General features: G+C 40.5%; 13 protein-coding genes, 1 tRNA gene and 1 pseudogene. 8 read left to right on the forward strand and 7 right to left on the reverse strand.

What is annotated here, in order from left to right:
• Nucleotides 1–223 precede the first annotated feature (223 nt).
• Both GLP24_RS17800 and GLP24_RS17805 read right to left on the reverse strand, forming a co-directional pair.
• Nucleotides 224–2,731, reverse strand: coding sequence for an ABC transporter permease (locus GLP24_RS17800; RefSeq protein WP_232616344.1), 2,508 nt, complete (start codon nucleotides 2,729–2,731; stop codon nucleotides 224–226).
• A pseudogene (locus tag GLP24_RS17805) lies at nucleotides 2,724–3,332 on the reverse strand (ABC transporter ATP-binding protein); the annotation flags it as partial. The pseudogene GLP24_RS17805 and the gene GLP24_RS17800, both read right to left, overlap by 8 nt.
• A 100-nt stretch (nucleotides 3,333–3,432) precedes the next feature.
• Here GLP24_RS17805 and GLP24_RS17810 point away from each other — a divergent pair.
• Complete coding sequence (locus GLP24_RS17810; RefSeq protein WP_232616347.1) at nucleotides 3,433–4,044, forward strand: arylesterase; 612 nt, start codon at nucleotides 3,433–3,435, stop codon at nucleotides 4,042–4,044.
• Here GLP24_RS17810 and GLP24_RS17815 read toward each other — a convergent pair.
• A complete protein-coding gene (locus GLP24_RS17815) occupies nucleotides 4,029–4,928 on the reverse strand; it encodes a LysR family transcriptional regulator (RefSeq protein ID WP_232616348.1) in 900 nt (299 codons plus the stop codon). The two genes, GLP24_RS17810 and GLP24_RS17815, sit on opposite strands and share 16 nt — an antisense overlap.
• Nucleotides 4,929–5,108: 180 nt before the next feature.
• Between GLP24_RS17815 and GLP24_RS17820 the strand changes: the two genes are divergently transcribed.
• The 3 genes from GLP24_RS17820 to GLP24_RS17830 all read left to right on the forward strand — a co-directional run bounded on the left by GLP24_RS17820 (nucleotide 5,109) and on the right by GLP24_RS17830 (nucleotide 8,654).
• Nucleotides 5,109–6,011, forward strand: coding sequence for an NAD(P)-dependent oxidoreductase (locus GLP24_RS17820; RefSeq protein ID WP_232578562.1), 903 nt, complete (start codon nucleotides 5,109–5,111; stop codon nucleotides 6,009–6,011).
• A 289-nt stretch (nucleotides 6,012–6,300) separates the two neighbouring features.
• On the forward strand, nucleotides 6,301–7,128 hold the full coding sequence (locus GLP24_RS17825) for an SDR family oxidoreductase (RefSeq protein WP_232601976.1): 828 nt from the start codon (nucleotides 6,301–6,303) through the stop codon (nucleotides 7,126–7,128).
• A 671-nt stretch (nucleotides 7,129–7,799) separates the two neighbouring features.
• A complete protein-coding gene (locus GLP24_RS17830; RefSeq protein WP_232616349.1) occupies nucleotides 7,800–8,654 on the forward strand; it encodes a co-chaperone YbbN in 855 nt (284 codons plus the stop codon).
• A 75-nt stretch (nucleotides 8,655–8,729) separates the two neighbouring features.
• Here the strand turns inward: GLP24_RS17830 and GLP24_RS17835 are convergent, their stop codons facing one another.
• Both GLP24_RS17835 and GLP24_RS17840 read right to left on the reverse strand, forming a co-directional pair.
• A complete protein-coding gene (locus tag GLP24_RS17835; protein WP_232616350.1) occupies nucleotides 8,730–9,140 on the reverse strand; it encodes an META domain-containing protein in 411 nt (136 codons plus the stop codon).
• A 146-nt stretch (nucleotides 9,141–9,286) separates the two neighbouring features.
• A complete protein-coding gene (locus tag GLP24_RS17840) occupies nucleotides 9,287–10,315 on the reverse strand; it encodes an OmpA family protein (RefSeq protein WP_152652984.1) in 1,029 nt (342 codons plus the stop codon).
• Nucleotides 10,316–11,029: 714 nt separating this feature from the next.
• On the opposite strand from GLP24_RS17840, the gene GLP24_RS17845 reads away from it, so the two are divergent.
• Together GLP24_RS17845 and GLP24_RS17850 are read left to right on the forward strand one after the other, a co-directional pair.
• Nucleotides 11,030–11,701 carry a winged helix-turn-helix domain-containing protein gene (locus GLP24_RS17845; protein WP_152652983.1) on the forward strand — a complete coding sequence of 224 codons (672 nt, stop codon included), beginning with the start codon at nucleotides 11,030–11,032 and terminating at the stop codon, nucleotides 11,699–11,701.
• Entirely contained in the window at nucleotides 11,688–12,125 is a 438-nt protein-coding gene (locus tag GLP24_RS17850; protein WP_232574991.1) for a hypothetical protein, read from the forward strand. Before GLP24_RS17845 ends, GLP24_RS17850 begins: the two co-directional genes overlap by 14 nt.
• 36 nt (nucleotides 12,126–12,161) lie before the next feature.
• On the opposite strand, the gene cueR is transcribed toward GLP24_RS17850, so the two are convergent.
• Entirely contained in the window at nucleotides 12,162–12,554 is a 393-nt protein-coding gene (cueR, locus tag GLP24_RS17855; protein WP_194164784.1) for a Cu(I)-responsive transcriptional regulator, read from the reverse strand.
• Between the two features lie 104 nt (nucleotides 12,555–12,658).
• Between cueR and GLP24_RS17860 the strand changes: the two genes are divergently transcribed.
• Together GLP24_RS17860 and GLP24_RS17865 are read left to right on the forward strand one after the other, a co-directional pair.
• Nucleotides 12,659–15,583, forward strand: coding sequence for a cation transporter (locus GLP24_RS17860; RefSeq protein WP_232616351.1), 2,925 nt, complete (start codon nucleotides 12,659–12,661; stop codon nucleotides 15,581–15,583).
• Between the two features lie 200 nt (nucleotides 15,584–15,783).
• A complete protein-coding gene (locus tag GLP24_RS17865) occupies nucleotides 15,784–16,647 on the forward strand; it encodes a TraB/GumN family protein (RefSeq protein ID WP_232616353.1) in 864 nt (287 codons plus the stop codon).
• A gap of 1,173 nt (nucleotides 16,648–17,820) precedes the next feature.
• Here the strand turns inward: GLP24_RS17865 and GLP24_RS17870 are convergent.
• Nucleotides 17,821–17,897 (reverse strand) — tRNA-Pro (locus GLP24_RS17870).
• Between the last annotated feature and the right edge of the window lie 35 nt (nucleotides 17,898–17,932).

Below are 17,932 nucleotides of genomic sequence, written 5' to 3' on the forward strand. Positions count from 1 at the left end.
CCAATAACATGTATAATAAATACAACATTGGAGTTTATTATGTTAGATCTAACTAATCCTACCGTTATTAAGTCTCTTATATTTTTAAGTGTTGAATCTATCGTTTTAATTTTAATGGTATCAGTGCCTATATTATTAACATCGGCACTAATTATTAAAAATATTCGATCTTTTTTTAATCCAAACAAACAATGATCAAAAAATATTGGTAACGCCGACTTCATCACCGTAACGGTAACAACAACTTCTTAATCTGCGTTCGTGACACCAAATACACCAACCCAATCGCTAGCACAGGCAACCCTACCCACATCAGAGGATGTAAACTAAACGGCAGTTCAAACCCTTTAACCACCAGCAAGCCCACCACCAACTCTGCGCCTACGGCGGCAATTACACCTGCCAACAACGCAATGATTCCATACTCAAACCACAACGTAGCAGCAATGCGTTTTCGGCTGGCACCTAAGGTACGGTATAACTGAATTTCTGTTTGACGCTCTGAAATACTTAACCGCAACAACGTCATGATCAGCAATAAACCACTAACAACACCGAGCCCAGCTAACACAGTCAAAGACCAACTAATTTGGGCTAATAAGCCTTGAATACGGGTTGCCATCATCCGTAAATCAAGCACACCCACAGTAGGATATTGGCTGGCTAACGTATTTAATAATCCATTTTGTTGCTTGCCAACCCGAAAACTGACTAATCCAGTCGCAGGGAATGACTGCAACACATCTGGTGTGAAAATAAAGTAGAAATTGGGTTTCATATTACGCCATTCAACATTCCGAATACTGTTAACGGTAGCGTTAAATTCCAACCCGCCAACGGTAAATGCCAACTTATCACCCAAGTGAATATTCAATCGTTTGGCAATTCCAGATTCAACCGAAACACCTTCCGCTTTACCCCATTGCCCTTTGGTGACCACATTATGGCTTGGCAGTGTTTTCGCCCATGTAAAGTTAAGCTCACGCCTTAAAGCAGGATCAACACTTTCATCATCTGCCTTTCGATTTAGCTCATTATTTATCTCAGTATTATTTTCAGCTTGATCAGTCGCTGTTTCATTTGATGTAGCGTAAAAACGTTTATCGTTAATTGCCACTAACCGCCCTCGCGTCACAGGGTAGCCTTGCGAACGGGTTAGATTAGCTTTATCTAAAGCAGCTAAATAGCTTTGCTGTTGCTCAGGGGCGATATTGAGTGCAAACACATTCGGCGCATTCGCAGGTAGGGTATTTTGCCAATCAGCAAGTAATTCATTGCGTAATAACCCGATTACGGCCAATAACATTAATGAGCAAGTTAACGCCACCAATTGAGTCGCAGTTTTGATTTTACTGCGATTCACACGGCTTAACGCTAAACTATAAGCTGCGCCTAATTTCACTCGTTGTAATAACGCGATAGCAGCCACACCAATACCCGCTAAAACTAACAACAACCCCACGATACCTAACAGGGTTAACCACACTAAAAAATTAGTACCAATCCACACGATAGCCACTAGCACAGGAAGCAATAACAATAGCCATGCCAAACGACTAGAAGTGGGTGCTATTGTCGATACTTGTACTGAATTGATCGCGGAGGTTTGAACTAACCGTGATAGCGGGATCCCTAACGCTGGTAGTGCAATTAACAATGCCAACAATAAACTGATCGCAAAAGGCGCAATTCCCATCGCCGGTAGTTGATCGGGTAATAAGTTTTGCAGAGGATAACGCAGCAACCATTCAAGCCCTAATCCGAGCGTTAAACCAATAACAATCGCAACCACAAACACGAGTCCGATCTGAGTTAATAGCCAGCGCCATAAAAAACCTTTGGTCGCACCAAGACTTTTCATCATCGCCACCGCCGTCTTACGCGTTGCCGCATAGTGTTGGCAAGTTAGCACTAACGTAGCAGCAGCCATTAATACCACCAGCACTAATGTTAGCGATAAATATTGCCGCGCACGTTCAATAAAATCACCACTGCGTCCGGCATCATTTTCAGTTAGCCACCGTTGACTTGGGGTTATGATTAATTGCTGACGAATATCAGCCAATGACTTATTTGAACCTAAGAAATAATAACGATAGCTGATGCGACTTCCCGGCTGAACCCCACCCACCGCTTCAATATCTTGCTGATTAATAAATACCGTCGGCATTTGGCTAAACGGATTAAACGATAACTCTGGATCCTGAGTAATATGGCCACTAACGGTTAACTCAGCATCACCCAGCATTAGTACATCACCAACTTTCACGTTTAACAGCGAAAATAAACGCTCAGCTAACCATAATTGCTGCGGTTTTACATGGTGTTCTAATAACGCGGCATCTGCACTTTGTAAGTTAAGTTCACCCCGTAATGGAAAGACTGAGTCGACAGCTTTAACACTCACCAACTGCATGCCGTTATCACTAAATGCCATAGTGCCAAAACGGATTTGCTGAGCAACTTTTACCGCATCGGTTGATAATGTTTTAAGCTGCGAAAGATCAATCGGCTGTGAAGAAACAAGCACTCTATCAGCCGTTAATGCGGATCGTCCTTGATCAACAATGATCGCTTCTACTCGGCTCACTAATGCTGATAACGCAAACACACACGCTATAATCAAACTCAAGGCTAAAGTGACTAACCACAATTGACCTTGGCGAATTTCACGCCATGCCCAACGCACAACAAATGATCTATTATTAGTAGCAACAGGAATATTAAACATGGCGATCGTCCTTGTTCGCTAACCTATCCTGTTCCCTACTTAATACACCGTTATCTAACCGCATCACTCGATCGCACCGTGCAGCTAAGGCATCATCATGAGTCACTAATATCAATGTGGTGCCGTTGTCTCGATTAAGCTCAAACAATAACTCAATGATCATCGCCGTCGTTTGTTGATCTAAATTACCCGTTGGCTCATCAGCAAACAAAATTTTAGGGTTGATCATAAACGCCCGTGCTAATGCTACCCTTTGTTGCTCACCACCTGATAATTGGCTTGGTAAATGGGTCTCTCGTCCTTGTAAACCAACAACGGCTAACAGTTGTTTCGCACGTTCAATATCGATCGCTTTATTTTGAATCAAACATGGCAACGTAACGTTTTCTAACGCATTTAAGGTCGGTAATAATAAGAAGTTTTGAAACACAAACCCAATCGATTCACTGCGCAGCTGCGCCCGTTGTTCATCATCTAAGCGCGTTAGATTATGACCTAATAATTCGATCTCACCGGTTGTTGGCACATCTAACCCTGCCAGTAACGTCATTAGGGTCGATTTTCCTGCGCCTGATACACCCACTAACGCAATTGACTCACCTTGCTCGACCTCAAGCGAAACATCCTGCAAAATGGTCATCGGCGACAAGGCTGTCGTAACCTGTTTAGAAACAGCGTGTGCTTTTATTACGGAGATTGACATGATACGAATCCTTTCATTATTAATGCTGTTATTTTCATCGACAGCATTTAGTCAAACGCTATTAGTCTTGGGTGATAGCTTAAGTGCAGGTTATCAAATGCCTGCCAATAAAAGCTGGCCTGTACTACTACCTGAAATATTAGCCCAACAATCCCAACCGACGACAATTATCAATGCCAGTATCTCAGGCGATACCAGTGGTAATGGGCTAGCACGACTACCGCAACTGCTTAAGCAATATCAGCCTGACATAGTATTAATCGAATTAGGTGCAAACGATGGCTTACGCGGCTTTGCTCCTAAAATACTACGCAATAATCTCAGTCAGATGATCACTTTAATTAAAGAAATGGGATCCCAACCATTATTGATGCAAATCGAAATCCTACCAAACTACGGCAAACGCTATAACGAACTGTTTCGTAATATTTACCCAGAGTTAAGCCAATCGCTTAACGTACCGCTATTGCCTTTTTTTCTTATTGATATCATTGTTCAACCGCAACTAATGATGAAAGATGGAATTCATCCAACCGCTGAAGCACAACAGCTTATCGCTCAGTTTATGGCACAACAACTTCAACCGTATCTCAATCAGAAAAGCTTATAATGACAAAGGAAGTCAACCAACACTCGAACCCGGCGTGCTTTTTGAGTATGTTGTGGAAAGTAAATATATAGCCCCGGATAATCAAGCCAGTACTCTTCCAGAATGGGGATCAACTTACCAGACGACAGCGCTTCTCGAATCATCGGCTCGACAATTCGCCCAATGCCTAAACCTTTTGAAGCAGCATCAATCATTAAATCAGTATCATTGACGATCATACTCAGGGGCGGAGTCACCCGTATCGTTTCTCCTTTATCGTTCAACTCCAAAGGAGCTAACTGATTTGAAGGCATATAGCGGTACTGAATTAATTTATGGTGCTGTAAATCTTGTGGGCTGTGGGGCGTGCCAAAGCGTTCTAGATAATCGGCGGTAGCAAAAAGAGCCTCTTTCATTTTTGGCATTAACGGTCGTGCAACCATGCCTTCTTCAATTCGATGACCAAAGCGTATTCCTGCGTCATAACCTTCCTTGATAATATTGATTGAAGTATTAGATACAGATATTTCTAGCTCAATCTCTGGATATAGCGCACAAAATTCAGCATAAATTGGCTCGACAATAAGTTGATAGGCAAAGCGCGGTACTGTTATCCGTACCTTGCCTGAAGGTACTTGACTCAGATCCTTAACGCTCTCCAATGCTAGATACAAAGCATCCATTGCTGGAGAAGCTTGTCCCATAAGGCACTTCCCCGCTTCGGTGAGTTCAATTGTTCGAGTTGTCCGAGTGAACAGTGGTAGACCAAGATGGGATTCAAGTTGTTTTAGGGCATTACTCACTGCTGGTGGTGATAATTCAAGTTTACGCGCAGCCCCGCGAATACTGCCTTCTTGGGCAATAATAAGAAATGTATCTACTTGATTGAAAAGCGAACCTTTCATACTTACTTCCTTATTGTTTCGTCTAGCTTAACAGTGCGTTCATTATTACCCACCTTATCATTATCAATACGTTAATGTAATCTTAGTCACAGTTATCTGATGGACATCAGGACTATAAGCAGACCCAACGTCCCCAGAACCATGAATATCAATATTAGCTGAAGGCAAAAAGGTAATTTTATGACTATCAATAATAAATCTGTAACAGTAATCGGTTTAGGTGGAATGGGGTCAACACTGGCATCCGCTCTTCTTAAGGCTGGACACAAGGTGACGGTATGGAACCGTAGTGCTGAAAAGGCTCAGGTATTGGTAGCTGAAGGGGCGATTCTAGCTGAGTCACCAGCCGCCGCCGTTTTTGCCAGTTCATTGACCATTCTTGCCGTGGTGGATTACCCAGCAGCTCATGCAGTATTAGAACAAGAAGCGGTAGCGAAAGCATTAAAAGGCCGCACTTTAGCGATGATGAGTACGGGCACTGGTGAGCAAGCTAAAGATCTTGCTGAGTGGGTACAAAATCAAGGTGCAGAATACATCGATGCCGGCCTTCTAAGCTATCCGCGAGCTATTGGTAAACCAAGTACCGGAATGCTATATAGCGGCAGTAAGCTTGCTTTCGAACAGCATGCTCAAACGCTATCAGCGATGGCGGGTGCGCAGCAATTTATCAGCGATGATGTGACAGCCTCCAACACGATTGGTCTTGGACTATGGAGTTTCTATTTCGGCTCTCTTGCTGCTTTTTTTGAAGGTGCCGCTTGGGCAGATCGGATCGGCAATATGAATATGCCCGACTTTCTACCTTCAGCCAAAGCTATGATGGCCACGTTAGTTGATGGTATGGAAGATGCCGCAACGCGTATCAGTTCTGAAGATTATTCTGGTGATCAAGCAAGCGTAGATCTTCACTTACACGGTATGGAGCTACTGTCTGGTGCATACTCGGCAGTAGGCTTACCGGCAAAAGTTTCTAACGCTTTTGTAGACTACCTGCACATGGCTCGCAATGCTGGTGATGGCAGTAAAGATGTAGTGACAACCTTTAATGCACTTCGTCAATCTCAAGGCAAGTTAGATCTGTAGATTGATATTCTCTGATCGTAAGTAAGATTAAAAAGAATATAGATATATGAATACGCTAAATAGTCGCAAGAAAATAACATTGATTGCGACTATTCTCATCGTTCAAAATTAGCATTAGCACCAAAAGCCCTGAGAGATATGGTATCGATATTTTTCTTATACAATCAGATTCTGCATCACCGTTTCTTCACGCGGCAGCTCCATTCCTTTTGATCTCCGATAACCCAATAAAATCATTTAATAAATGATATCTACGATTACAATGGAACTAAGTCTTTAAGGAGGATGTATGAAAGAAACAATATTGATCACCGGATGCAGTAGTGGTATCGGTAGATACTGCGCAGAACAGTTACACGCGGCTGGGTATAATGTTATTGCTAGCTGCCGTAAACCTAAGGATGTAGCACAACTACAAGCACAAGGGCTTAATTGCGTAGAACTGGATGTATCAAGCCAGTCATCAATAGAAAATGCGATTACAGAGGTGCTAACACTATCAGGTGGGCATTTAGATATCTTATTTAATAATGCCGCTTACGGACAATGTGGAGCGCTTGAGGACCTGCCGACAAATGCCCTTAGATCACAGTTTGAAACTAATTTATTTGGTTGGCATGAACTTACAAAGGCCATCATTCCAATAATGCTAAAACAAGGCCAAGGAAAAATCATCCAGAACAGCTCGGTATTAGGCCTTGTGGCAATGAAATACCGTGGAGCGTATAACGCCAGTAAATTCGCCCTAGAGGGTTACACCGACACCCTACGCCTTGAGCTTATGGATACCAATATTAGCGTGTCTCTTATTGAACCTGGCCCCATCAATAGTAAGTTCAGAGAGAACGCGAAGTTACATTTTGAAGATACAATCGATATGGAAAATACACGCCACCAGCAAGCGTATAAAAACACTCTTGAGAGATTATCAAAAACAACATCATCAAACAGCTTTACTCTAGAACCCGATGCTGTTCTTAATCAAGTACAACGCATTATCAATAGTCGCTCACCAAAACCACGCTATTACGTCACCCAGCCGACTCATCTGTTTGGAGTCCTGCGCCGCCTGCTTCCAAGCCGCTGGTTAGATAAGATACTGGTTAAAAGCGCTTAACTTGCATCGTGTTACATACAGACAACCAGAGCTATTAGTTGTACCAATTAGGCACTTTTAACCCTAGTAATACGTTTACTTTAGGACCTAACACTGCATTTAAGCAGGTGTTAGCCATAATCAACAACAAGTATCCAAAAGTACGTTACTATGTTACTCAACCGATATATATCTTTGGCTTTCTTCGTCGTGTATTACCGATGAAATGGTTAGATAAACGGCTAACAAAGCGTAATTAAACAAATTTAGGTCATAATAACAGCGTTTATTATGGCTAAATTTATCTATCACATTTAAAAAACATGGTGATAAAAACAACATATAAAAATCAAATGTCGATATGCCCTGCTAATTTCCGCACTTAAAGTTAAACAAATAGCCTTTAAATCCACATTACCAAACCACCCTCATAAAAACCATAATAACGTCATATTAGTGTCACACTAAAAAGTTACAGTAGCCTTAAGTCAAAAGACTCATGCCATTAAAAATCGTCTTCTCTGAGGTGTAGTATGTCGTTGCGCCAAATTAATCTTATCTGTCTCTGTATCACAATCGCAGTAATGGTTACGTTTAATAATTAATATCATTTACTGCTATTTTCTTGATTCAACTCGATTCATCCCCATATATTTGATATAGCCCTTCAAATAGCCAATGGATATCAGCACATGTATCAAAATGTCGCTCTTGAATTAAACGAACAGAATCTCCAGCAAATCATCGATCAATCGATGCAAACGCCTGTAGCTATCAGTTTCTGGGCACCTTCAATGCCAGAAACGCTTGAAGTGAATGCCACTCTTGGAAAAATTGCGCGTGAGTATCAAGGTCAATTTACCCTTGCAACAGTGAACTGTGAAACTCAACAAGCGGTTGCTTCGCAATTTGGCGTACGGGGTTTACCTACTGTAGCCTTATTTAAAAATGGTCAGCCTGTTGACGGCTCTGCTGGCCCACAAACAGAACAAAGCTTACGTGAAATGCTAAACCGCCATCTACCAACGCCAGAAGAATTACAACTACAACATGCATTAGCGTTAGTAAAAAGCCAAGATTACAACCAAGCATTGGCTTTACTACGTCAACTAGCACACAAATTCCCTAAAAATAGTATTATTGAACTTGCGATTGCTGAATGTTTGGTGGCTGCGGGATTATTTGATGAAGCAGAGTTAATTCTCGACACGATTCCAATGCAAGATCAAGATGCGCAATATAAAGGATTAATTGCTAAGCTTGAATTACATAAACAAGCGGGTAACTCTCCTGAAATTCAGCAGCTAGAACAAAAATTAGCGGCAAATCCAACCGATGCAAATATTACGTTCGAACTTGCGGTTCAATACAGCCAAGTCAATCGTAATGAAGAAGCATTGGCACTCTTATTAAATATCCTACGCAATGATCTTAATTTTGCTGACGGTAACGCCAAAAAGACCATGATGGATATTTTAGCGGCACTAGGGCAAGGAAATCCTATTGCGGGGACTTACCGTCGTCAACTGTATTCATTACTATATTAGGTTATAGACCAATAAAAAGGCCCGTCAGCGTTGTGCTCACGGGCCTTTTTTTATTCAACATATTTAATCTAAGCATTAACGTGCATTTGTTTTTTCAAACACTAAAAACTTATTACCCGAGTCCACTACCAACGTATCATTAATTACTTCAATACTGGTCGCACTACGTAATACATTTAGCATATTATCTTCTTGAGTCACAAGCTCTGGCAAACAAATTCGGCGAGTAACAAACGGCAGCGTAAAACTACCATCCGCCGCAATTAAACGTCCTTTAAATTGATTACACCCGGTAAAGCCAGATACTTTCATATCAGTATTAATATTTAATTTAGGTTTATGTTTAGTCACTCCAGGGATATATACCCCACCTTTAAGTGTCCAATCACCGATAAGTCGGGTTGACTTATTTAATTGCTGATTAGAAAAACAGCCTGTTAATGAAATTGCTAATAATAGTAATAAACAATATTTACTTTTTTTCATCATCGCTCTATAACTCAATCTTAATCTCAATAGACTGCTTTATTCATCTAGAAACAAGCTATTGAGATAATAATCACATAAAACAATGCCGATGATCTCTCATCGGCATTCATATTCAAACTATACAGTCTGTACTATCGTCTTAATTACTTAAGGATGATTTGTACTGAACGCTGAACATAGTTAGTGCTGTCAGCTGAGTTAGTTTGGATTGGGTTGCTGTTAGCTACGTGAGAAACAGTTAAACGAGATGCGCTAACACCGTTTGCTTCAAGGAAGCTAGCAACGTTCGCTGCACGTTTTGCAGAGATTTTATCGTTGATTGCTTGGCTGCCAACTTTATCAGTACGACCGATAATTTGCGCGGTAACTTCTGGGTTAGCTTGCATAGTTGCAACAACTTCACCTAGGTTGTAACGGCCGTAGTCGTTTAACTTAGTTTGACCATTTTGGTATGGAAGAACGTAAGAAGAACGAGTTGGGATTTGTGCTTCAACAGCAACTTCTTTAACAACTTCTACAGTGTTTGTAACAACTACTGGTGTTGCAGGTTGACCAAACTTGTATGTCATACCCCAGTACGCTTGAGTTAGATCAGCGTGACCGTGTGAAGTACGTAAGTTTTGGTAGTAATCAGCACCGATTTGAGTAGATAGTGCGTTAGTGATCTGGTAAGACAGACCTAAACCAGCTGTTGCAGAGAAGCTATCAGAATGCATGTGGAATAGATTTGTATTTACGTCTTTATCATTTGCATAGATGTAAGTACCACCTACTTTAGCAAATGCAGATAATTTTTGTGTAAGAGGTAGATTACCTTTAATACCAACAGTCGCAAGGTTTAGGTCAGAGTTACCTAGGTCATGCATGAAGTCGTAGCTAGCGTATACGCCAACATATTGGTTGAAGTCGTAACCAGCATCTAGTTTAGCACTTGGAGCGCTAGTTTGGCCGTTGAATGCTGCAGAGTCTGCGCTACCAACATAACCCATACCTAGTGCACCACCAACCCAGAAGCCGTGGCCTTGACCAGCGTACCAGTGACCAGTTGCTGCAGATTGAGTTAGTGCAGTGTTATTTGTAGCCGTTGCAGGTGCATCAGCAGCCATTGCAGATGTAGCAACGCCTAGAGATAAAGCTGCTACTACAGCTAGAGATAGAGATTTCAATTTCATGTTTAACTCCAATGGTTAAATGCTTTAAAAACTTTCTAATTGTCTGCCCATATAAGTGCGTACTATCTATTTTTTTAAGCGTGTATCGCAGGGCAGTCTTTTGTCTTAACCTCACCATTCTGTGACTGAGTTCGCATTAAGGCAAATAATAAAAAATGATGTTCACAATTAATTGTTGTTTTTTCACACATGCCAAAAAAATGACTTCTAAAAAATAAATCTTTCAGAAATAATTTAGATAAATGAAAAAAAACAGTTTTTTCAACGGAATTAATTCATATAAAAAAAGATAAAAAATCAATAAAAAACAAAATATCCCAAATAAAACAATAAGTTATTTAAAAACAAACTCACCCCTTAACTATCAAAAAAAATATGAAAAATATATCTTTTCATACTGCAGATAATGTAATAAATAATCATATAGCACTATTTAATGCTTAAATTATCCTTTATCATTACTTCCATAAATATTTTTTTTTGTTAGCATTTACTTTGAAAATAAAGATCAAAGATGTGTAATGAACTTTTTCATGATCGAAATAGAAGAAGTAACGCCCTTGTTAGACTTTTATTTACTATCAAAAATGATGATTTTATAGCGCAATAAAAAATCAAACGCTTCGATACTGAAAGCAATAATAAGAATAAAAGCAGTCGTCTTTAAGATGTGTACTGCACCAAACAGATACTTAGATAGGTAGTTAGAAAGCCATGATCATATATAAATACGGCAAGGATGTTTTTGAACCGCAGAAAAGCGCTTATACCAACCAAGAAACAACCACTAAACTCAGTGCTAGCGAAACAAAAATCCTCCAGTTTTTAATTGATAACAGTGGCGAAATTATCAGTAGAGAAAAACTACTAGAAATTGGTTGGCCTGATAAAGTTGTTGTACCAAACTCATTAAACGTCGCCATCGCTAATTTACGTAAAGCATTTAAAAGTAAAAATGAAATTATTATTACGATTAAAGGTGCAGGTTTTACCATTGCAAATAACACCTTTATTCAACAACAATTTCAACCTGAAGCAATAATAGATACCAAACAACATCATGCTGAACAACAACAGTCTATCGACAATAATACTGATACAGATAACAATACGATCAGTAGTGAAGTTAATCACATTACAGCGACGCAAAAAAACAAATCATTACCGACAATGACGAAAATTGGTTATGCCGTTTGTTTAACCGTGATGTTTGCTTGGATTATGCTATGGGCGAGCAGTTGGCAATCACCACCTTGCGTTACCGTTAATAATCAAAAGATTTGTGGTAATATTGGATTGCTCAATTTACAAAAACTGCCACAAAACTTGAGTGGTAAAAATACAATTTATATTGATACCACTGGAAAAACGTATGAAAAAATTTAAATATCTCGTTATAGCATTATTACTTTTAATACTATATCCCGTGATTAACGGTATGGGGTGTGACTTTAACTATAAATACGTAAATTCCAACCACGAACAATTTGGCAGTTGTAAATTTGGGCAATACACATTCATTGACTATCCAAACCCTAAGCAAGATAACGGTTATACTGTATTAAAAGGGCTTTATTTCTATGCTTTTGGCAATGCCGCAATATTAGTTATCGATACAGAAGATCATACTAAAAAAATCACCGAAGCTGCGATAGAAAGTCTCAATTGGACTCAAGAACGGTTTTGGCGTCAATTTAGTCTTCAACGATTAGATAATAAGACAATGGTCAGTTATAGCTCATCACCTAAGAAAGCATTACATATCATTCCCTATGATGGCACCTTATCCATGAGTGATAGTGGTCACTAACAAACTTACGGCTAAATAACTTTTTAAAAACCTTATTTAGCCGTTCTTAATTAAACTTTCTAAAATCGGGCAATGAGCGCTTTTATCTCCAGGACACTGATCTGTTAACGCAGATAATGTAAGCTTAATTTGTTTCAACTCTTCAATTTTATGATCTATCTCTATCAACTTTTGCTGAGCTTTTTGTTTAACATCTCGGCTATGGCGATCAGGGTTAGTCGATAATGCCAGTAGTTGTTGGCACTCATCTAAAGAAAAACCAATCATTCGAGAACGTTTAATCAATAATAATTCTGCAATATGACTGGCATTATAATAACGATAACCATTAGTACCCCGTGGTGCAGCACTGATCACGCCTTTAGTTTCATAAAAACGAATGGTTTTAGCCGTTAACCCCGTCTGTTTTGCAACATCACTAATACTCATCATAATTATTCTCTCTCTTTAATTAAAAACAATCCTTGACATTATAGTTACTGGAAGGATTATGCTAAATCTATTAATTCATCTAAACATAAAAAGGCGAGCACATGAATACCATTACTCTCCCTCTTGCCAATGTAAGCTGCATGCATTGCGTTAATAAAATTCGTGATGCCATCAGCCTACTACCTAATATCCAACTTATTGATATTGATACTGAACAACTAACAGTTTCTACCGACAGTTCTTTACCTGATTTGTTTGACGCAATTACAGCATTAGGCTACCAAGTTGGCTTCCATTATCAATTACCCCTTGCAGGATTATCTTGCGGCCGTTGTGTAGCTAAAATAGAACAAGCCTTAAATGAACGGCATGACATTGCACACTTTGATATTAATAAACAATTGGCCGATGTTTATGGCTCAATCAGTGAGCAAGCACTAACAAACATCATTGTTGAACTAGGCTATCAAGTTGTAACTACGTCAGTAACACAACATTATGATTTTACATTAAATGGCCTCTCCTGTGGTAAATGTGTGGCTAAATTGACCACTGCATTAACTCAAGACAATATCGAAATTATTACACTAGATAAAAATGCACTCAGTGTAATAACATCATTAACTGCTGCCGATATTATCGCCATAGTGACAACAACCGGCTATCAAGCAGCATTAAGCACTGATATTCAAACAACAACTGAAGTCGATACACTTGTCGCGCCTGAGCCTGAGCCTGAGCCTGAGCCTGAGCCTGAGCCTGAGCCTGAGCCTATTATCGCTCCTCAAGACAATGTAACCCAATTACTTTTATCAGGATTAACCTGTGCCAGTTGTGTTGCATCAGTAGAAAAAGCCATTAAAGCGGTTGATGGTGTGAGCAATGTAAACGTTAACCTTGCTGAGCGTACGGCTTTAATTTACGGTCAAGCACAGTCACAAGCGATCATTCAGGCCATTGAAAATGCAGGTTATGGCGCAGAAGAAAGTGAAGATGACCAAACCCGCCGTATTCGTCAACAACAACAAAACCAACAGACATTTAAAACCCATATCCGTAATGCTACCGCCTCACTAGCATTAGGTGTTCCATTGATGGCATGGGGTATCTTTGGCGGAAGTATGGTCATTGATTCAACAACCAGCCAAATCAGTTGGGGCATTATCGGTCTGATTACTTTGGCGTTGTTAGTCACAGCAGGTAAAGACTTCTATATCAATAGTTGGAAAGCTTTCCTACACCACCGTGCCACTATGGATACCCTAGTTTCATTAGGTACAGGGGCGGCATGGTTATTTTCAATGGCCGTTGTTATTGCACCTAACTTATTCCCATTAACTGCACGTCATGTGTATTTTGAAGCATCAGCAATGATCATCGGTCTAATTACCATTGGTCATGCATTAGAAGCCCGTGCTCGTAGCCGTACATCAAAAGCATTAGAACGCTTAATTGATCTTCAACCTCAAACTGCGATTGTGGTTGAAGATGGCCAAGAAACAGAACGTCCACTAAGTGCTGTTATAAGTGGCATGGTTTTACGCTTGAAACCAGGCGCTAAAGTTGCAGTTGATGGCCTTGTCATTGAAGGGACAAGTTACCTTGACGAATCAATGTTGACTGGCGAACCGCTTGCTGTACATAAAAAAATGGGTGATCACGTCCGTGCAGGTACCATTAATCAGCAAGGCAGTTTACTGTTTAAAGCGGAACATATTGGCAGTGACACCATGCTGGCACGTATCATTCAATTAGTCCGTCAAGCACAAAGCAGTAAACCTGCACTAGCACGATTAGCAGATACTATCTCAAGTGTCTTTGTGCCAAGCGTTATGATCATTGCCATAATAACAGCCATGGCTTGGTATTACTTTGGTCCGCAACCTGCTTCTGTTTATATGCTTGTTGCCGCAACAACGGTACTTATTATTGCCTGTCCATGTGCATTAGGCTTAGCAACACCGATGTCAGTAACCGTTGGTGTTGGACGGGCCGCAGAGCTAGGCATTCTCATTAAAGATGCCGAAGCGATGCAACAAGCCGCCAGTATTGATACCGTTGTATTAGATAAAACAGGTACTTTAACTGAAGGTAAACCACAAGTTGTTGATTATAAAATTTATAATGCATTAACTCGTGAGCAACTGGTTCAATTAGCAGCAAGCTTAGAGCAAGGATCTGAGCATCCACTTGCCAATGCGATTGTTAAATCAGCCCAACAACAGCAATTACAACTGTCTCCACATCATGACTTCATGACGTATTCAGGACTCGGTGTATCTGGCACAGTAGATCAACACCAACTACTGTTAGGTAACGCTAAATTCATGGTTAAGAATAATATTACTATTAACCATGCTGAAACAGATTTTGATTTTATTGCCAATCAAGGTGCAACACCTGTTTACCTTGCACAGAATGGCGTTTTAGCTGGCATTATTGGCATCAGTGATCCATTACGCAAAGATTCATTATCTGCCGTTAAACGGATGCAAAAAATGGGACTTAAAGTTGTAATGCTAACAGGAGATAGTGTTAAAACGGCACAAGTTATTGCAAATAAACTAGGGATAACTGATGTCGTTGCTGACGTATTACCTGATGGTAAAGCAGCACAAATCACCTTATTACAACAGCAAGGCCGACGCGTAGTCATGGTTGGTGATGGTATTAATGACGCACCCGCGCTTGCACTGGCTGAAGTTGGTATAGCAATGGGAAGTGGTACTGATGTTGCAATTGAAAGTGCTCAATTTACCTTAATGCGTCATTCATTACACGGTGTTGCTGATGCATTAGAACTATCAAAAGCCACATTACGAAATATAAAAGAGAACTTATTTGGTGCCTTTGTTTACAATACATTAGGCATTCCAATTGCTGCTGGCGTGTTATTCCCTCTTACAGGAACACTGCTTAGCCCCGTTATTGCAGGCGCAGCAATGGCGTTATCATCCATTACCGTAGTAAGTAATGCTAACCGGTTACGTTTATTTAAGCCAAGCCGACAAGATCAGGAGAAATAACATGTGTTTATTATTAGGCGTTGCTGCCATTGGGTTTATTGTCTGGTGGTTCTGGCTTAATCCACGTTCTCGTAATTCAAAATAATACGAGTCCAGTAACTGGATAATCATATTAAGGCTACTTCGGTAGCCTTTTTTGATCTCGTTTTCTATCAATCTTTGATATAAATTAATCAATATTATTTAATTTATGGTGACGCATGTTCAAATCTCTCTTATCCAAAGCATTATTGGTGCTGCCTTTTATTGCCCAACCGATACTTGCCGATCCTATTGTTTGGAAAATTTATGATCAACAGCGTGAATTTTATGTTTTAGGTTCTATTCATGCGGGTAAAGAAGCAATGTTCCCCCTACCCAATATATTTCTCGAACAGTGGCAACAAGCTGATGCCTTAATTGTAGAAGCTAATATACTGCAACAATCAACAGCTGTGCCCACACTATCCCCACCCTTTACGCACCAAGCATTACATGAACCTGCACTTAAAAAATTAAAAAAAATCACTACCGCATTGAACATTCCATTTGAAGCATTATTACAACAACCACCGTGGTTAACGGCCGTAACGCTACAGCTGGCGCTAGCTGATAAGCTCGACCTTAAAGCAGATTATGGTATCGACTATGTATTATTACAGCGCGCACAACAGCAGCATCTTCCTATCCTTGAATTAGAAAGTGTTAGCCAACAATTTAAGATGTTAGAAAACCTGCCAGAAAATGGCGCACCAATGCTAATTGACACTATTAATGAATGGGACCAAACCCAGTCATCATTACGTTGCTTAGTGAAAGTGTGGCAACACGGAGACAGTGAAAAACTTGAACAACTTTTTCAAGAAAGCCAATTTGATCCAACCACTGATGATGCTTTAATTTTTGATCGTAATAAGCATTGGGCTGAAACACTTGCACACACCGCCCCCTACCAATCAGGAAAGTTTATGTTAGTTGTTGGTGCCTTTCATTTAATTGGAGAGCAAGGACTGCCTAATTTGATGAAACAACAAGGATTTAAGGTTGAGAAAATCACCTCTAGTACAAAAGCCAATTGCAACTAAAGTGGGATTTCTTAATAGTGATCGGTAATGAACAGTATTTTAATAGAATTAATTAACTGACCGTATTTGAAAGCCTTCGATTCCTTATCGTCCTCGTGGATATTCAACTATAGCAAGGTGAGTAATTAACATAACGAGATGAAGGGGTTATCATCCGTCATCTCGGAAGGGAGGCACGAGCTATCCGTGATCTACTCATCACGCACTTGAGCATTAAAGACGCCCTATCGCTGCGCTCCGTAATCTTACTGCCAGTAATGGCGAAAGAGGACTTAAAATTAGCTCATAAACTTATTATAATTAGTATTAATAGTGATCAGTGAACCCCCGACCCTCTGGTTATCCAAGCTACTATCCATTTTCTACAGACGAAAAAAAACCTGAATCTTTCGACTCGGGTTTCTTAATGATGGTCGGTAAAGAGCCAAGGTTCTAATATCCGTGAACCCCCGACCCTCGGGTCCGCCACTCCTAACATCAGAGATGCGCTACCAAACTGCACTATTCATCACTTTCTACAGGCGAAAAAAAACCGCATCTTTCGATTCGGGTTTCTTAATGATGGTAGGTGAAGAGCCAAGGTTCTAATATCCGTGAACCCCCGACCCTCTGGGCCGCCACTCCTAACATCAGAGATGCGCTACCAAATTGCACTATTCATCACTTTCTACAGACGAAAAGAAACCTGAATCTTTCGATTCAGGTTTCTTAATAGTGGTCGGTGAAGAGCCAAGGTTCTAATTTCGGTGAACCCCCGACCCTCTGGTCCGCCACACCTAACATCAGAGATGCCCGACTAAACTGTACTATTCACCACTTTCTACAGGCGAAAAAAAACCGCATCTTTCGATACAGTTTTCTTAATAGTGGTCGGTGAAGAGCCAAGGTTCTAATTTCGGTGACCCCCCCGACCCTCTGGTCCGCCACACCTAACATCAGAGATGCCCGACTAAACTGCACTATTCACCACTTTCTACAGACGAAAAAAAACCGAATCTTTCGATGCGGTTTTCTTAATAGTGGTCGGTGAAGAGCCAAGGTTCTAATATCCGTGAACCCCCGCCCCTCGGGTCCGCCACTCCTAACATCAGAGATGCGCTACCAAACTGCACTATTCACCACTTTCTACAGACGAAAAAAAACCTGAATCTTTCGATTCAGGTTTCTTAATGATGGTCGGTGAAGAGGGATTCGAACCCCCGACCCTCTGGTCCCAAACCAGATGCGCTACCAAACTGCGCTATTCACCGACAATGTTTAGGCTTACAAGGCCAAGGTCTCTAAT

The sequence above is a fragment of the Photobacterium carnosum genome, assembly GCF_021236965.1.
Classification (GTDB): domain Bacteria; phylum Pseudomonadota; class Gammaproteobacteria; order Enterobacterales; family Vibrionaceae; genus Photobacterium; species Photobacterium carnosum.

Coding starts and splice junctions, on each gene's coding strand:
- GLP24_RS17800 (WP_232616344.1), bottom strand. CDS start 2,731: ATGTTTAATATTCCTGTTGCTACTAATAATAGATCATTTGTTGTGCGT.
- GLP24_RS17810 (WP_232616347.1), top strand. CDS start 3,433: ATGATACGAATCCTTTCATTATTAATGCTGTTATTTTCATCGACAGCA.
- GLP24_RS17815 (WP_232616348.1), bottom strand. CDS start 4,928: ATGAAAGGTTCGCTTTTCAATCAAGTAGATACATTTCTTATTATTGCC.
- GLP24_RS17820 (WP_232578562.1), top strand. CDS start 5,109: ATGACTATCAATAATAAATCTGTAACAGTAATCGGTTTAGGTGGAATG.
- GLP24_RS17825 (WP_232601976.1), top strand. CDS start 6,301: ATGAAAGAAACAATATTGATCACCGGATGCAGTAGTGGTATCGGTAGA.
- GLP24_RS17830 (WP_232616349.1), top strand. CDS start 7,800: ATGTATCAAAATGTCGCTCTTGAATTAAACGAACAGAATCTCCAGCAA.
- GLP24_RS17835 (WP_232616350.1), bottom strand. CDS start 9,140: ATGAAAAAAAGTAAATATTGTTTATTACTATTATTAGCAATTTCATTA.
- GLP24_RS17840 (WP_152652984.1), bottom strand. CDS start 10,315: ATGAAATTGAAATCTCTATCTCTAGCTGTAGTAGCAGCTTTATCTCTA.
- GLP24_RS17845 (WP_152652983.1), top strand. CDS start 11,030: ATGATCATATATAAATACGGCAAGGATGTTTTTGAACCGCAGAAAAGC.
- GLP24_RS17850 (WP_232574991.1), top strand. CDS start 11,688: ATGAAAAAATTTAAATATCTCGTTATAGCATTATTACTTTTAATACTA.
- cueR (WP_194164784.1), bottom strand. CDS start 12,554: ATGAGTATTAGTGATGTTGCAAAACAGACGGGGTTAACGGCTAAAACC.
- GLP24_RS17860 (WP_232616351.1), top strand. CDS start 12,659: ATGAATACCATTACTCTCCCTCTTGCCAATGTAAGCTGCATGCATTGC.
- GLP24_RS17865 (WP_232616353.1), top strand. CDS start 15,784: ATGTTCAAATCTCTCTTATCCAAAGCATTATTGGTGCTGCCTTTTATT.